The following is a 14,181-nucleotide window of genomic DNA, read 5'->3' on the forward strand; positions in this document are numbered from 1 at the left end:
TTAAAGATCAATGCAAAGTGAATCCACTAAGTATTCACAATGTATTTTAAAGCTATTCTTTACTAGCAATATTTCTGCCTTTTAAGTCCATAGGATCACCGATAATTTCTCTCAAAATATCAACAACATATTGTTGCTCCCTGCTAGCAAGTTCAGGAAACATCGGTAAACTCAAGACCTCTTCACAGAGCTTTTCAGTAATGGGCAAGCTGCCCTTCTTATAACCTAAATAATCATAAGCATCCTGAAGATGAATGGGAATAGGATAATAAATAATTGTATTAACACCCTGCCCCTCAAGCTTCTCTTTTAATATGTCTCTTTGAGATATAGAGGAAGAACTAAAAGCATAGAATTCATTGTCTTGCTTTTGCTTCTCATGAGGCCATAAGCCATTCACAATACCCCTAACTCTTATCACAAATTGGTTCCAACCATGGGACTTAGGGGAAGAAGTCGAGGTAAAAGGCAAATCAATCCCAGGCAATCCTTCCAAGGATTCTTTATACTTATAAGCAATCTCTCTACGCCTACTAATCCACTCAGGTAACTTTGAAAGCTTTACATTTAATACTGCTGCTTGTATTGCATCTAAGCGACTATTATAACCAAGGTGAGTATGAACATAACGACGAGGCATTCCATGCACAGCCAATTCACGCATCCTTTTCGCTAAAACAGCATTCTCAGTCGTTACAGCGCCTCCATCTCCTGCACAACCAAGATTTTTAGTTGGGAAAAAGCTAAAGCACCCAACATCACCCCAACCACCAACTGGACGCTTATTCCATTCAGCACCACATGCCTGAGCACAATCTTCTATAACCTTCAAATTGTATTGTTTAGCCAATTGAATCACAAAATCCATATCTACTGCATTACCAAATAAGTGAACCGGCAAAATTGCTTTTGTGGATTTAGTTATAGCCGTTTCTATTAAGTTAATATCAATCAAAAAGTTACTTGGATCTACATCGACGAAAATAGGTTTAGCTCCTACAGCACTAATAGCCTCTGCGGTCGCAAAGAAACTAAATGAGCAAGTTATAACTTCATCTCCAGGGCCTATGTCAAGGGCCCTAAGCGCAAGTATCAATGCATCAGTTCCACTATTACAGCCAACTGCATGAGAGACCTGAATAAAAGATGCAAAAGAGTTCTCGAAATGATTTACTTCTGAGCCACCAATAAATTGACCACTATGAAGGACTCGTAAGACAGCCTCGTCCAGAGCTGGGCCTAGTTCAAAAAGTTGTTTGGAAAGGCTAAAAGGAGGAACTTGCATGAAAGGCACATTAAGTTGATCGAAAATGGCAAGAAGTATGCATTAGCCATACCAGGGGGGCTCTTGCCCTGGATGCCATTTGATATTGCACCCAATTGAAGGTTTTTGATCACTAGAAACCTCCTTGTTCTCTAAGACCGCATCAATTGCAGCTCGCAAATCACAACCAGTGACCAGTTGTTTGTTCCCTGGGCGGCTTCCATCAAATTGACCTCTATATCTCAGTGTCTGTCTTCCTGCTCTTGATGAAGGAGCAAACAAAAAAAATTCAGGAGTACAGGCCGCCCTTAGAGCCTTGACAAAGTCTTGAGAAGAATCTTCTAAATAAGGGAAGTGCCAAGCATGACTTGTTACCTGATGAGCCAATTGTTCTGGCCCATCCTGTGGGTGAGTAATCAAACTATTACTAGCTATTGCAAACATTTGAATTCGTAAGCGATAGTCCTGATCCAACTGAGTAAGTCCATCCTCGATATGCTTTACAAAAGGGCAATGGGAACAAAGCACCATTAAAAGCAGAGGTTTTGGTCGCAAACTAACATCAGAAATACTCGCCAGACCCTCTTCGTACCCATCCAGAAAAGCTTTAGTACCAGAAACCATGTTCAACTCAAATGGCGGAAGAGGGGTGCCCAATGGCAACATTGTGGAAGGGGTAACAACCATGGCTCAAAAATCACTCCCCCATGCTGGTACAAAACTCGATCTTCATTGCGATGCAAATAGCTTCATAAAAGCCTTGCATCTCAATAGAAGAGAATCCTCACCATTGTTCTAAGTATTTTGTTCAGATGCTTCTCGATCTAAGTGGCAAAAAGATACTCGTGACAGGTATCGCCAACAACCGTTCAATTGCATGGGGCATTGCCCAACAATTAAAAGCCGCGGGGGCAGAGTTAGGAATCACATACCTTCCTGACGACAAAGGAAGGTTTGAATCCAAAGTCCGTGACTTGACTTCTCCACTTCAGCCAAGTCTATTTCTTCCACTGAATGTTCAAGACAATTCTCAAATAGAAATGGTCTTCTCTGAGATATCTAGCAAATGGGGGAAATTAGATGGATTGGTGCACTGTCTTGCCTTTGCTGGCAAAGAAGAACTAGTAGGTGATTACAGTGCTACTACCTCTGAAGGATTTAAGAGAGCCCTAGAAATAAGTGCCTATTCATTAGCCCCTCTCTGTCATCACGCAAAACCTCTTTTTACTGATGGAGCAAGCATCATTACGCTTACATATTTAGGGGCAGAAAGAGCTATCCCTAATTACAACGTCATGGGGGTAGCAAAGGCTGCTTTGGAAGCCTCGGTCCGTTATCTTTCAGCAGAGCTTGGACCAGAAAAACAAGTTCGAGTCAATGCCATTAGCGCTGGACCAATCAGAACTTTGGCCAGCTCAGCAATTGGTGGAATTCTGGACATGATCCACAACGTTGAGGAGAAAGCCCCATTAAGGAGAACAGTCACCCAAACTGAAGTAGGTAACACAGCTGCTTTCCTACTTAGCAACCTATCCAGTGGTATTTCAGGTCAAACCATTTACGTAGATGCAGGCTACTGCATAAATGGTATGTAACTAAGCCAACAAAATGAATTCAAACTCTCGCCAAGGAGATGTCCATCGGAAAACAAATGAAACGGATGTAAGCGTGCGTCTAAATCTTGATGGCACAGGCAAATGCGAAGTTTCAACTGGGATTGCCTTTCTTGATCACATGCTTCATCAACTATCCAGCCATGGTCTAATCGACCTAGATGTAAAAGCTACCGGTGATATCCATATTGATGATCACCATACCAACGAAGATGTTGGCATTGCCCTCGGCCAATCCTTATCTCAAGCGCTAAGTGAGCGCAAAGGGATTAATCGTTTTGGTCATTTTGTCGCTCCACTAGATGAAGCCTTAGTTCAAATCAGTCTCGATTGCTCGGGGAGACCGCACCTCAGCTATGAACTTGAAATTCCATCAGAAAGAATTGGCACCTATGAAACTGAACTAGTTAAAGAATTCTTTATTGCAGTTGTAAATAACAGCGGACTAACCCTTCATATCCGACAACTAAGTGGTGTCAACTCCCATCACATTGTAGAGGCATGTTTTAAAGCTTTTGCCAAAGCTCTTCGCATGGCTATTGAAAAAGACCCTAGAAGAGTGGACGCAGTCCCTAGCAGCAAAGGTGTACTTGAGCAAGCAGGCAATCAAATCTAAAAGTCATAAATACAAAAAAAAACTCACGCTTTCAAGGCTTAATAAGCAAAGATTGCACTATTGGAAAAAGCAACTTTTGAAAAAACTTACACTCAGCCAGAACGAGATGGAGATGACTAAAGACTTTGATAGAGAAGACTGGGCAAGTGCCTATCGGAATGTTGAGGAAGAACTTACCGATGTTGAAGTATTTCCAACTAAAGGAATTATTCCTAAAGAGCTAAACGGGACACTTTATAGAAATGGACCAGGGCGATTAGAGCGGAATGGTCAGTGGGTCCATCACCCCTTTGATGGTGACGGCATGATCACAGCACTATGTTTCAAAGCTGGAAAAATCAAACTCACTAATCGATTTGTTCGCACATCTGCCTGGGAGGAAGAAGAACAAGCTGGCAAATTTCTCTATAGAGGTGTCTTTGGAACTCAAAAACCTGGAGGAGCTTTAAAAAATGCTTTTGATCTTCGACTTAAGAATATTGCCAACACAAACGTAATCCGATTAGGAGATGAACTACTAGCTCTGTGGGAGGCAGCGGGCCCTTATGCCCTTGATCCAACCACCCTTAAAACTCTTGGACTATCTACGCTTAATGACGCTCTAAAAACCGGAGAAGCATTTAGTGCTCACCCTCGCTTTGACCCTGGACACCACGAGAGTCCTCGCATGGTTACCTTCGGTGTAAAAACAGGTCCTAGCAGTACCATTCGGTTAATGGAATTCGCCTCTGAAGGGCCTGATGCAGGGCAGCTATTAAGCGAGCGTCATGACCAATTCAATGGCTTTGCTTTTTTACATGATTTCGCTATTACTCCTAATTGGGCAATTTTTCTACAGAACGCCATCAATTTCAATCCTCTTCCTTTCTTATTAGGTCAAAAGGGTGCGGCCCAATGCTTATCGTCTGGCGAAGGAAAACAGTCAAAATTCTGCCTAATTCCTAGGGACTCTGGAGCCTTCGCAGGAGAGCCTCCTAAGATCTTTGATGCACCTGAAGGCTTCGTATTTCATCATCTAAATGCATCAGAAAAAGATGGGGAAGTAATAATTGAAAGCATTTATTACAACGATTTCCCAACAATCAAACCAAAAGAAAACTTTCGCAAAGTCGACTTCAACTCAATTCCAGAAGGTAAGCTCACAAGATGTAATTTAAATCTATCCGATGGAACAATTTCCTCCTCAATATTAAGCCCGCAATGTTGTGAGTTCGCAGTAGTAAATCCTTTTTACCAAGGGATTGCAGCAAAATATGCCTGGATGGCAGTAGCTGAAAAAGAAATTGGGAATGCCCCACTTCAAAGCATTAAAAAGCTTAACCTAATTGATGGAACAAGTTGTCTATGGAGTGCAGCACCTAGAGGTTTTGTAAGTGAGCCTTTAATGGTTCCATCTAAACATAATCAAAAAGAGGATAATGGGTGGATTCTTGTCTTAGTGTGGAATGGAAAACGACAAGGTACTGATCTTGTGATTCTCCAAGCAAGTGATCTAAAAGAACAAAGTGTGGTCGAATTGCCTATCGCTATTCCTCATGGCTTACATGGAAGCTGGTCGACAGAGCAATAAAATATCAGCTAATTTATAGACTCAAATAACAATCAAAAATATTTATGTATTGTACATATCTAAACTTATTTTATTTTGCCATAACCAATTGTTTTAACTTGGGTTCTAATAAAGAAAATGCTTTGCCGCGATGACCACACGCCCGTTTTTGCTCTGATGACATTTCTGCGAAAGTAAGTCCTTTATCAAGGACCTCAAAGATTGGGTCATAACCAAATCCGTGGTCACCTCTTGGGACATTAGTAATAACTCCTCTGCAAATGCCTTCTACTTCAAGTAAAACCTCATTTTGAGGCATCGCAAGACATAATGCTGAACTAAAATGTGCAGATCTCTCTCTAATACCTTCTAAAGCAGTTAAAAGTTTCTCAATTCGCTGTTGATCATTAGATGCATATCTAGAAGAGTAAACCCCAGGTTCGCCGCCCAAAGCATCAACACATAGGCCCGAATCATCAGCAAGCGCCATATAGCCCGTGCGAGTAGCAACCTCCAAAGCCTTAAGACGAGCATTCTCAGCGAAAGTTATGCCATGTTCTTCAATCTGCATTCCCTCAGGTTGAGCTAATACTTGGAATTGCAATGGAGCAAGAAAATCAACAAACTCCTCTACTTTCCCTGGGTTGCTACTTGCAACAACTAGCGTTTGATAGTGGCAAGATTTTAAACTCATAAACTTAGAACAAATTCTTTAGCCCAAACCAAAACTTCTTGCACTTCTGTAGGAGTCGGCGCCTCACAATAGATGCGCAACAGGGGTTCAGTCCCAGAGAATCGAAACATTAACCAATAACTATTCCCAAATCGCAATTTAAGTCCATCAACTCTAGTTACCTCTTTTACTTTTTTACCAGCAACTTCAGACGGAGGGTTTTCCTTCAAAAATGTCTCAATTTTATTTTTTTTATTCATATTTTCAAGTTTCAAGTCAATCCTATCGAATTCACTGGATCCACCATACTCTCTTTGAAGCGCTTGAATCCTTTCGCCAAGGGGCTGCCCACCTTCCACAATTGCTTCTAATACTAAAAGTGCTGCGAACAAAGCATCTCTTTCAGGCAAGTGAATACCAAATCCAATCCCTCCTGATTCTTCCCCACCAATAAGTACATTACTCGACAACATTGTAGAGGCTATGTACTTAAAACCTACAGGCATTTCAAAAACTTCTCTAGATAACCCCTCGCCAACAAAGCGCATTAAATCGGAACCACTAACAGTTTTAATGATAGAGCCCGAAAGATTTTTTACCCTAGCTAAATGATCAATCAACAAAGGCATCAATAATTGCGTACTGCAAAACTTTCCTGTTTCATCAACAGCCGCAATCCGATCACCATCACCATCAAAAACTAATCCTAAGACTTTCTCCCCTGAATGTTTAAATGCCTCAACCTTTTTAGTCAAGTCATTGAGATATGGGGCCAAAGGCTCCGGTGGATACCCACCAAAAAGTGGATCACGACTGTTCCTTATTTCCTCTATTAAATCCGATCCCTTATCTTGAAAGAGATCACTAATGCATCCCGCCGCAGAACCATGCATTGGATCAACTATTACTTTTAAATTCATTGCCTCCAAGCCTTGAGCCAATCGAGAAATATCAAATTTCTTTTTCAACCCATCAAGATGTTCTTGTCTGCAATCAAAACTTTTGATCTTCACCACAGACGGATGCCGAACTACTCCGGTAGAAAGCCTTAGTTCAACCGCTTTAGTGAAATCACCTTCTACTGACCCTCCAAATGGTCCTTTAATTTTCAGTCCCAACCAATGAGGAGGGTTGTGACTAGCAGTTACTACTAATGCACCCAAAGCCTTTCTTTGCACAACAGACCAACTACATGCTGGGGTGGGGACAACTGTTTCACTAAGTAATGGATCCAACTCACATGCGCTTACTGCAGCAGCAACAACCTCAGCAAATTCTCTCGCTAAGAACCTTCTGTCATAGCCAATAATGATTGTCTTGCTTTTGCAATATTTAGGTGCGCGATATGCCAACTCCTCTGCAGCGGCAGCAGCTACAACCAAAAACCTTTCAAGCGTTATATCAACCCCTAAGATCCCCCTCCACCCATCAGTCCCAAAACGAATAGGAGTTGGAAGGAGTGGTAAAGAGGTGGGCAGCATGGAAAATAAAGATGTAATCAAGATCTAACAACCAAGCACCTTAACGTTGGTCATGGATGAGATATCTCTTCAAAAAAATGTTCTAACTGATCGCCTGCTAAGAAGCTGGGTGAAATGCCGAAGAAAAAGCTGGTTAGACATAAATGGGGACAAGAGTCAAAAGACATGGGTAGCCCATCGAGCGCTTGAACTAGACAACCAACAAAAAAGTCTGGCATTGCTTTTTCTTACAGAGAAACCAGAAAGAGGTCTAGAAGCATGTGCAAGGGGCGCAAAAAATGTAGTAGGGCTTAGGCTCAAAGGAGAAACGCCCCAAGGCAATCCACTCGAGGCACATCCTCCAGTGCTTCAAAGAATTGAAGGGTCTAGTAAATGGGGGAAATTCGAATACAGACCTGTCCTACCTCGTCAAGGTCGTCGAATAACACGAGAGCATCGTCTTGTTTTAGCTATTTCTGGATTTTTACTCGGGCAAATACAGAGCAAAGATGTTAAGGAAGGTATGGCTATTAATTTAAACAGAAAAGAACTACAACGAAACAAAATTATCCTTAAAAGTAGTTTACTTAATCAATTATTTGAGTCGCTAGAAAAACTTTCACTCGATATCAATAAACCAACTCCGCCTCCTCTAACTACTGACAGACGAAAATGCACATTATGTTCATGGCGAAGCTTTTGCAATATCGAGGCTGCGGCAACTGGTCATCTATCTGAAGTCAGTGGAGTTGGTAGTCGGCGCAGACAAATGCTTCTAGAGCTTGGGATCAGTAATCTCTCTGAGTTAGCAGAAACTGACCCTCAGGAGTTATCATTAAAACTGGAAAGTTTTGGTAATCAACACGTAAAAGTTGCGAGTGAACTTGTTGCACAAGCCAAAGCACAAAAAGCTAAGAAGATAGAAAGATTAAGCTCCTCAAGCTCAATCCCTGAGCTGGTAAAAGCAGAAGGTGTATTAGTTTATGACATAGAGTCTGATCCTGATGCTCGGGAAGATTTTCTCCATGGCTTTCTAGAAGTACACCGCAATTTAAACGGAGATTTGGATCCAGAAGGGGCAACCTACCATCCACTACTTTTAGCAAAAAAGCAAGGCAAGAAAATTGCCTGGGAAAAGATTAATTCATTAATTATGCGCCATCCAGATTGGCCAATATTGCACTATGGAGACACAGAGTTGCTTGCCATCAATTCAATAGCAAAGCATAACCATGCATCAAAAATAGAACTTGATTTGCTACACAAACGCCTAGTTGATATACACAAAAGAGTTCGAAGGAAATGGCTCCTCCCACTTAATAGCTATACTCTTAAAACAGTTGCCGCATGGCTAGGGTTTCGCTGGAGTAAAGATGGCGCAGATGGGGCACGTGCGCTTCTATGGTGGCGTCAATGGAAAAACTTGAGCTTAATTAAGCGAGAAAAATCATATATTTTGGAATGGATTTTCGAATACAACAAGGATGATTGCTTAGCCACTTGGACTGTTGCGGAATGGCTATTAGAAATGGATCGTCATAGCAATCAAAAAACTATTAAATATGATAATCCAAAAAAATAGAGCAAAGTGGAATACTTAAATTCACAATTTCTGAAGGTTGATTAGAAGGGAATGAGTTAGCATCAAACCATTTTCTTCTAATCAAAGCCAACCCAACACTATATTCAGAGTTTAATTCCTTCATTTTAGAAGTGACTAGGCCTATTCTCTCAGGTTTTTTCATGGAGCTATCAGCAGCCAAGAAATAATCCCCAATCTCTATTTGCTTTGAAGATCTCCAAAAGCGTAGCTGTTGTTTAACACCATTATTTACTGTCAATTTAGCCAATGTTTCCTGACCGAGATAACAGCCTTTATCCAGACTTACCCAATCAGTTAGGCCTAACTCAAAAGGATTAGTTTTACCGTTAATCTCTCCAAGGCAAGAAGGGAAGCCAGCTTTAAGTCTCCATAATTCAAACTGATAAGGGCTTGCAAACTGAAACTTTGACAAATCATCTGGTAAATCATCCTCAGGGTAGAGCCAAATCAAGTCTGAAGATGAATCTACCCATAAAGTTCTCATTACCTGTAGTCTCCTAATTGTTACAACCGATTCAATACTGACCTGATCGGCTGGGAATATAATCTCTTCAAAATACTTTTTTAATTCATCAATATCTCCCTCTAAAATAAGAATATCAGCGGCCTTCTCAGTCAACCGGATCTCTAGCAAGGCTCTTACAAAGCCAGTAGGGGTAAGCCAACAACTTCTATAAAATGTTTTGTCTCTATCCAAAAAAAAGTTCGCAGTTGTCTGACCATGCAAAAACTGTCTAATTCCAGCCCCCTCTAACCTCAATAGAGGTCTAGAGATATCCCAAATAAGACTATTCTCAGAATGATTCATATCGAAATCTCTCTAAAACGAGACACAACATCTGACAAAAGAAATAAACTTTCAAGTTGAAGCTCGGATGCAATCATTGCTTCAAACCCACCTTCTTGACGATCTACGATCGCGACAACTCTAGAAATTTCATAACCAAGGTTCCTGAGTTGTTTTACTGCTTTTAAGGAAGAGCCTCCACTTGTCACAACATCCTCCAAAACCGTGATTTTTGAACCTATCGGTGGCAAGGGCCCTTCAAGCCAAGCTGATGTGCCATGACCTTTGGCCTCTTTTCTAACAATCAAAGCATCAAGTGAACGGTCTTTCTGATAAGCAGTCATAGCCACACCACTTACCAAGGGGTCTGCTCCAAGAGTTAGGCCTGCCACCGCAACTGCATCATCTTCTACGTGAGACAACATCGCTTGACTGACAAGCATCAAGCCCTTGCCACTAAGGCTTACAGGCTTGCAATTAACGTAATGATTGCTCTTTCGGCCTGAAGCCAAGGTGAAGTCACCATGTTTATAGGCATTTCTTGCGAGAAGAGTAAGAAGCTCATCTAAATAGTTCTGCGGAGTTGGTGTGAAAGAGCTCATCGGGGCTGGCGTATCAAAAGGGCATTAACTAGTTTGGTTTTCATAGTCTGTACGTATTATTCCTGCAAAGGTCTTACCTCAGAACAAAGACCATTAACAAGACCATTCAAAGGGGGTCTAGCAATCTGGTGAATGCAGCGAACTCATAATTCGCCTAAGGCGAGTTCGATCCTCGCGACCCCCATTCAAGATCTTTAATGCAACTCCTGGTTCTCGCAGCTCTCATCGCACTACCAGCCTTCTTTGCTGCTGGAGAGGTTGCCTTACTCAGATTGCGACCTAGTCGGGTTCAAAGACTGGTTGAGGAAGGTAAGCCCGGTGCAGTAGCCATTCATCGTCTTCAAAGGCGCCTAAGGAAAGCTCTAATGGTTTCCCAACTAGGCGTAAGCCTTGCATTAATTGCTTTGGGCTGGACTGGGCGGAGACTCTCCAAAGACCTTTGGCAAGCGAACCAAATATCAAGTCAATTTTGGGACATTTGCCTCTTTATCACTCTTGTTCTGCTCGCGACGTTTCTTTCGGGGCTCCTCCCAAAAGCTTTGGTTTTAAACCGGCCAGAAACATCCGCATTAAGACTTGCCCCCTTAATTGAAGCCGTAATGAGATCTCTAGCGCCTCTACTTGGGTTTCTAGAATCTGTTACATCCCTTTTTCTACGCCTTCTTGGCCTAACCACAAAATGGGATTCACTAGTACCAGCCTTATCAGCAGAAGAACTAGAGACACTTATTGAGACTGGTGGGGTAACAGGCTTAAAACCAGATGAACGCAACATTTTGGAAGGAGTTTTTGCACTAAGAGATACCCAAGTAAGGGAAGTAATGGTCCCCAGATCAGGCATGGTGACCCTCCCCTTAGAAGTTACCTTTTCTGAATTGATGAAAGCCGTTCACAAAACTCGCCATGCTCGCTTTCTAGTAATCGGCAGCTCCCTTGATGATGTGAGGGGAGTCATTGATTTACGAGAGCTTGCTGAACCCATCTCTAGAGGTGCTATGCAAGCAGATACGCCTCTCGCTCCATATCTCCTAGCCGCCCGAAGAGTCCTTGAGACAAGCACTCTTGCAGAGCTCTTACCAATAATTAAAAGCGGCCAACCCTTACTTTTAGTAGTTGATGAACATGGCGGAACCGAAGGGCTTGTAACTGCTGCAGACTTAACTGGGCAAATTGTTGGTGATGAAATACAAGCCGAAAAGAAAGAACCCGAACTGCAACAAATCGACGGGAAACCCGAGGAATGGCTTGCAGCTGGAGAACTTGAAATAATTGAACTAAACCGACAGCTAAACTTAGAGTTACCTGAGGCCGAAAATCATCACACTCTTGCTGGCTTCCTGCTAGAGAATTTTCAACACATACCTTCGGTAGGAGAACAACTGAAATACCAAAGTCTCTTATTTGAAGTGGCCGAAATGAAAGGGCCCAGAATTAGCCAAGTAAGACTAATAGCGCCTAATTACAATACTGAAGACGACTCATCAACGATAATCAACTCCGAACAAGCATGACCTCTATGACCGACCCAATGGTTCCGGTGAAGGTCGGGGTAATTGGCATAGGCAATATGGGCTGGCATCACGCTCGAGTCCTTAGCTTGCTTAAAGATGCAGAATTAGTTGGCGTTGCAGATCCAGACCAAGAACGTGGATCACTAGCCACTGAACAATTTGGATGCCAGTGGTTCAACGACTATCACAATTTGCTGAAAGAAGTCGAAGCAGTATGTATTGCAGTCCCAACACTTCTTCACCATCAAGTCGGGTTGGCCTGCCTTCAGTCAGGCCTTCACGTATTAATTGAAAAACCCATTGCAGCTAGTCAAGATGAAGCATCCGCGCTCATCTCAGCAGCCAATAAAGCAGGCAGACTTCTACAAGTAGGGCATATAGAACGATTTAACCCTGCATTTCGTGAACTCATCAAAGTCGTGGCCAATGAAGAAGTGGTGGTATTAGAAGCACGTCGACATAGCCCTCATGCGGAACGAGCAAATGATGTTTCAGTAGTTCTTGATCTAATGATTCACGATATCGACCTAGTTCTGGAACTTGCAAATGCACCAGTTGTTCGTCTAGCAGCAGCTGGAGGGCGCAGCTCCGCAGGCCCCATTGACTATGTCAATGCAACCCTTGGTTTCAGCAATGGAGTGGTTGCCAGTCTGACTGCCAGCAAAATGAGTCATAGAAAAATAAGAAGCCTAAGTGCACATTGCCGGGGAAGTCTTGTAGAAACAGACTTTTTAAATCACAACCTTCATATTCACCGGAGAGCCCACGAATGGTATTCAGCTGATCATGGGGAATTGCTTTATCGCAATGATGGTTTTATTGAGGAAGTAAGTACCACTTCAATTGAGCCTCTATATGCAGAACTAGAGCATTTCCTTCAATGTGTTCGTGGTAGAGAAAAGCCAGCTGTAGATGGACAGCAGGCTTCCAGAGCTCTAAGACTCGCTGATCTAATAGAACATGCCGTAGAAAAGCCTGGACAAGGAATTGAATTAAACGAATCAATTTGACCAAAGTGGTCAGCTTCAAAACAGCTATCCAGCAAAAAACAACCCTTTAATAAAGGGATGTTTTTTGCTGGATCAGGATCACCAATTACTTGTCGTACCTGATGGTTGGCTTAAAAGAGAGTGTTGCGAAGGAACTTCTCTTCAGCAGATGCTTTATCTAAAGCCAACTGCTGCTTGCCACACAAACACAAGTAGGAAAAAGAACAGTGGGATGAGGGGCAACACATCCACGGTGGGAGCAAAGGCCTGGTATGCCTCTGGAAGTTGAGCCAACAAGTCAAGTGTCAATGCTGCCATCCCTGAGAATTAATGGACGTTTTAAGGACGCTACCACGTGTGACGAGCTGGTGAGTCGGTATTCCAGGGAGCGAAATCCTCTGAAAAACAACCTTCAGCAATAGCTTTTGCCATTGCTGAAGTAAATCTGATGAGATGACTAATGTTGTGAATACTCAACAAACTCAGTCCTAATAGCTCATCACTACGAATCAAATGGTGCAAATAAGCCCTCGAATGATGTTTACAAGCTTCACAAAAACAACTTTTATCTAATGGCCGGTGGTCGTTACGAAAACGAGCATTTCTTAAATTCCACCTTTCCCCAGCCACTAATGCCGTTCCATGACGCCCTAAACGTGTCGGCAAAACACAATCAAAAAGGTCTATTCCATTAGCAACGGCTAAAGCCATTTCTGGAAGGGTTCCTATACCCATGAGATATCGCGGCCGGTCCTCTGGAAGAAGAGGCAAAACTTGCTTCACAATTCTGTGCATATCTTCAACAGGCTCGCCAACACTCACCCCGCCAATGGCAATGCCTGGCAAATCAAAACTGCAAATTTGTTTAGCACTCAACTCTCTCAGGCTAGGAAAGCATCCGCCTTGAACTATCCCGAACAAAGCTTGGTCTTTCCGCGAGTGAACCTTCACACATCTTTCAAGCCAATTATTAGTTCTTCTACAAGCTTCTTCCACATCATTCTGAGTTGAGGGATATGGGGGGCATTGATCAAAAGCCATTACGACATCAGCGCCTAATGACATCTGAATTTCAATCGCCTTTTCCGGGGTGAGTTCAATTTGACTTCCATTACGTGGGTTCCTAAAAGAAACACCGTGATCATCAATTTTATTGAGATCCGCAAGACTAAAAACCTGAAAACCACCTGAATCAGTAAGGATCGGGCCGTCCCATCCCATAAAGCTATGGAGTCCACCTGCATTAGCAATCACTTCCTCGCCAGGCTGCAAATGCAAATGAAAAGTATTGGCCAAAACCATTTGAGCACCAGTACCAGCTAATTGCGATGGAGTTACCCCTTTCACTGTTCCCAGGGTCCCCACGGGCATAAAGCGAGGAGTCATCACCACTCCATGTGGAGTTTCAAAAGAACCAATTCTTGCTTTGGTCTTTGAACAACTAGCCTTGATCTGAAAATCAAACACAAGCTTCAATCAAAATTTGCACAAAAACAAACGCCTTCATGTATAGC

14 protein-coding genes and 1 tRNA gene are annotated in these 14,181 nt (G+C 42.5%); 7 read left to right on the forward strand and 8 right to left on the reverse strand.

What is annotated here, in order from left to right:
* Positions 1 to 52 precede the first annotated feature (52 nt).
* Positions 53 to 1,285 (reverse strand): DegT/DnrJ/EryC1/StrS family aminotransferase, encoded by a 1,233-nt coding sequence (locus tag SOI83_RS04485; RefSeq protein ID WP_320677457.1) that lies wholly within the window; start codon positions 1,283 to 1,285, stop codon positions 53 to 55.
* Between the two features lie 42 nt (positions 1,286 to 1,327).
* A complete protein-coding gene (locus SOI83_RS04490; RefSeq protein ID WP_320677458.1) occupies positions 1,328 to 1,951 on the reverse strand; it encodes a thioredoxin family protein in 624 nt (207 codons plus the stop codon).
* 125 nt (positions 1,952 to 2,076) lie between these two features.
* Here SOI83_RS04490 and fabI point away from each other — a divergent pair, with 125 nt between their 5' ends.
* From fabI to SOI83_RS04505, 3 genes are all read left to right on the forward strand, one after another.
* A complete protein-coding gene (fabI, locus tag SOI83_RS04495; protein ID WP_320677460.1) occupies positions 2,077 to 2,859 on the forward strand; it encodes an enoyl-ACP reductase FabI in 783 nt (260 codons plus the stop codon).
* 13 nt (positions 2,860 to 2,872) lie between these two features.
* A complete protein-coding gene (gene hisB / locus SOI83_RS04500; protein WP_320677462.1) occupies positions 2,873 to 3,493 on the forward strand; it encodes an imidazoleglycerol-phosphate dehydratase HisB in 621 nt (206 codons plus the stop codon).
* A 112-nt stretch (positions 3,494 to 3,605) separates the two neighbouring features.
* Entirely contained in the window at positions 3,606 to 5,063 is a 1,458-nt protein-coding gene (locus tag SOI83_RS04505) for a carotenoid oxygenase family protein (RefSeq protein WP_320677464.1), read from the forward strand.
* 70 nt (positions 5,064 to 5,133) lie between these two features.
* Here the strand turns inward: SOI83_RS04505 and rdgB are convergent, their stop codons facing one another.
* Both rdgB and SOI83_RS04515 read right to left on the reverse strand, forming a co-directional pair.
* Positions 5,134 to 5,736: an RdgB/HAM1 family non-canonical purine NTP pyrophosphatase gene (rdgB, locus tag SOI83_RS04510; protein ID WP_320677466.1), complete on the reverse strand. Its 603-nt coding sequence runs from the start codon at positions 5,734 to 5,736 to the stop codon at positions 5,134 to 5,136.
* A complete protein-coding gene (locus SOI83_RS04515; protein WP_320677468.1) occupies positions 5,733 to 7,196 on the reverse strand; it encodes a phosphoglucomutase/phosphomannomutase family protein in 1,464 nt (487 codons plus the stop codon). The genes rdgB and SOI83_RS04515 overlap by 4 nt, the downstream gene beginning before the upstream one ends.
* A 52-nt stretch (positions 7,197 to 7,248) precedes the next feature.
* Here SOI83_RS04515 and SOI83_RS04520 point away from each other — a divergent pair, with 52 nt between their 5' ends.
* Positions 7,249 to 8,757 (forward strand): TM0106 family RecB-like putative nuclease, encoded by a 1,509-nt coding sequence (locus SOI83_RS04520; protein ID WP_320677471.1) that lies wholly within the window; start codon positions 7,249 to 7,251, stop codon positions 8,755 to 8,757.
* Here SOI83_RS04520 and SOI83_RS04525 read toward each other — a convergent pair.
* A complete protein-coding gene (locus tag SOI83_RS04525) occupies positions 8,732 to 9,586 on the reverse strand; it encodes a tRNA-modifying protein YgfZ (RefSeq protein ID WP_320677473.1) in 855 nt (284 codons plus the stop codon). The genes SOI83_RS04520 and SOI83_RS04525 overlap by 26 nt on opposite strands.
* Positions 9,583 to 10,167 (reverse strand): orotate phosphoribosyltransferase, encoded by a 585-nt coding sequence (pyrE, locus tag SOI83_RS04530; protein ID WP_320677474.1) that lies wholly within the window; start codon positions 10,165 to 10,167, stop codon positions 9,583 to 9,585. Before pyrE ends, SOI83_RS04525 begins: the two co-directional genes overlap by 4 nt.
* Before the next feature lie 111 nt (positions 10,168 to 10,278).
* Here pyrE and SOI83_RS04535 point away from each other — a divergent pair.
* The 3 genes from SOI83_RS04535 (at position 10,279) to SOI83_RS04545 (ending at position 12,688) form a co-directional block, all read left to right on the forward strand.
* Positions 10,279 to 10,351 (forward strand) — tRNA-Ile (locus tag SOI83_RS04535).
* Positions 10,352 to 10,364: 13 nt separating this feature from the next.
* Positions 10,365 to 11,678 (forward strand): hemolysin family protein, encoded by a 1,314-nt coding sequence (locus SOI83_RS04540; protein WP_320677476.1) that lies wholly within the window; start codon positions 10,365 to 10,367, stop codon positions 11,676 to 11,678.
* A 5-nt stretch (positions 11,679 to 11,683) separates the two neighbouring features.
* Complete coding sequence (locus SOI83_RS04545) at positions 11,684 to 12,688, forward strand: Gfo/Idh/MocA family oxidoreductase (protein ID WP_320677478.1); 1,005 nt, start codon at positions 11,684 to 11,686, stop codon at positions 12,686 to 12,688.
* 153 nt (positions 12,689 to 12,841) lie between these two features.
* On the opposite strand, the gene SOI83_RS04550 is transcribed toward SOI83_RS04545, so the two are convergent.
* Both SOI83_RS04550 and tgt read right to left on the reverse strand, forming a co-directional pair.
* Complete coding sequence (locus tag SOI83_RS04550) at positions 12,842 to 12,985, reverse strand: photosystem II reaction center protein K (protein ID WP_320677480.1); 144 nt, start codon at positions 12,983 to 12,985, stop codon at positions 12,842 to 12,844.
* A 30-nt stretch (positions 12,986 to 13,015) separates the two neighbouring features.
* Positions 13,016 to 14,134 carry a tRNA guanosine(34) transglycosylase Tgt gene (tgt, locus tag SOI83_RS04555; RefSeq protein WP_320677483.1) on the reverse strand — a complete coding sequence of 373 codons (1,119 nt, stop codon included), beginning with the start codon at positions 14,132 to 14,134 and terminating at the stop codon, positions 13,016 to 13,018.
* Positions 14,135 to 14,181: the final 47 nt, after the last annotated feature.

The sequence above is a fragment of the Prochlorococcus sp. MIT 1300 genome (assembly GCF_034092375.1).
Lineage (GTDB): Bacteria > Cyanobacteriota > Cyanobacteriia > PCC-6307 > Cyanobiaceae > MIT-1300.

What these genes read in the sequence shown, in the direction of transcription:
- SOI83_RS04505 (WP_320677464.1), top strand. Translation starts at nt 3,606, where the DNA reads ATGACTAAAGACTTTGATAGAGAAGACTGGGCAAGTGCCTATCGGAAT.
- SOI83_RS04550 (WP_320677480.1), bottom strand. Translation starts at nt 12,985, where the DNA reads ATGGCAGCATTGACACTTGACTTGTTGGCTCAACTTCCAGAGGCATAC.
- hisB (WP_320677462.1), top strand. Translation starts at nt 2,873, where the DNA reads ATGAATTCAAACTCTCGCCAAGGAGATGTCCATCGGAAAACAAATGAA.
- SOI83_RS04520 (WP_320677471.1), top strand. Translation starts at nt 7,249, where the DNA reads ATGGATGAGATATCTCTTCAAAAAAATGTTCTAACTGATCGCCTGCTA.
- SOI83_RS04490 (WP_320677458.1), bottom strand. Translation starts at nt 1,951, where the DNA reads ATGGTTGTTACCCCTTCCACAATGTTGCCATTGGGCACCCCTCTTCCG.
- SOI83_RS04485 (WP_320677457.1), bottom strand. Translation starts at nt 1,285, where the DNA reads ATGCAAGTTCCTCCTTTTAGCCTTTCCAAACAACTTTTTGAACTAGGC.
- SOI83_RS04540 (WP_320677476.1), top strand. Translation starts at nt 10,365, where the DNA reads ATGCAACTCCTGGTTCTCGCAGCTCTCATCGCACTACCAGCCTTCTTT.
- SOI83_RS04525 (WP_320677473.1), bottom strand. Translation starts at nt 9,586, where the DNA reads ATGAATCATTCTGAGAATAGTCTTATTTGGGATATCTCTAGACCTCTA.
- SOI83_RS04515 (WP_320677468.1), bottom strand. Translation starts at nt 7,196, where the DNA reads ATGCTGCCCACCTCTTTACCACTCCTTCCAACTCCTATTCGTTTTGGG.
- fabI (WP_320677460.1), top strand. Translation starts at nt 2,077, where the DNA reads ATGCTTCTCGATCTAAGTGGCAAAAAGATACTCGTGACAGGTATCGCC.
- pyrE (WP_320677474.1), bottom strand. Translation starts at nt 10,167, where the DNA reads ATGAGCTCTTTCACACCAACTCCGCAGAACTATTTAGATGAGCTTCTT.
- rdgB (WP_320677466.1), bottom strand. Translation starts at nt 5,736, where the DNA reads ATGAGTTTAAAATCTTGCCACTATCAAACGCTAGTTGTTGCAAGTAGC.
- SOI83_RS04545 (WP_320677478.1), top strand. Translation starts at nt 11,684, where the DNA reads ATGACCGACCCAATGGTTCCGGTGAAGGTCGGGGTAATTGGCATAGGC.